This window comes from Endothiovibrio diazotrophicus (assembly GCF_054657215.1).
Genome location: NZ_BAAHXB010000357.1, coordinates 1 through 294 on the forward strand (window position 1 = coordinate 1; position 294 = coordinate 294).

The 294-nt window shown below is 77.9% G+C and carries 1 protein-coding gene; it reads left to right on the forward strand.

What is annotated here, in order from left to right; all coding sequences use genetic code 11:
• Nucleotides 1-294 (forward strand): hypothetical protein (locus ACYQ2W_RS26800; RefSeq protein WP_459874196.1); only part of this gene is annotated, 294 nt, incomplete at both ends.

A 294-nucleotide genomic window follows, 5' to 3' on the forward strand; every position in this document is an offset into this window, starting at 1 on the left:
GGCGTGGAGAAGGTCACCCCGCAGGGGACGCGGCAGACGGTGCGCCGCGCGGGAGCGCCATCGGCGCCGGAATCGGCGGCGGCGCTGGCCGCCTACGCCGACGTGATCCCCCCACGGGCGGCGTGGCGAAGCCCCGTCTCGGGGGCGGTGGTGGCCGAGGCGAACCCCCCGCTGCGCCTGTTCGCCGAGGACGAGGGGAGCGGCGTCCAGGCCGCGGAGACTGCGCTGCGGGTGGACGGCCAGCCGTCGGCCGCCCAGTGCGCCGAACAGGCGGGGGAGATCGCCTGCCAACTC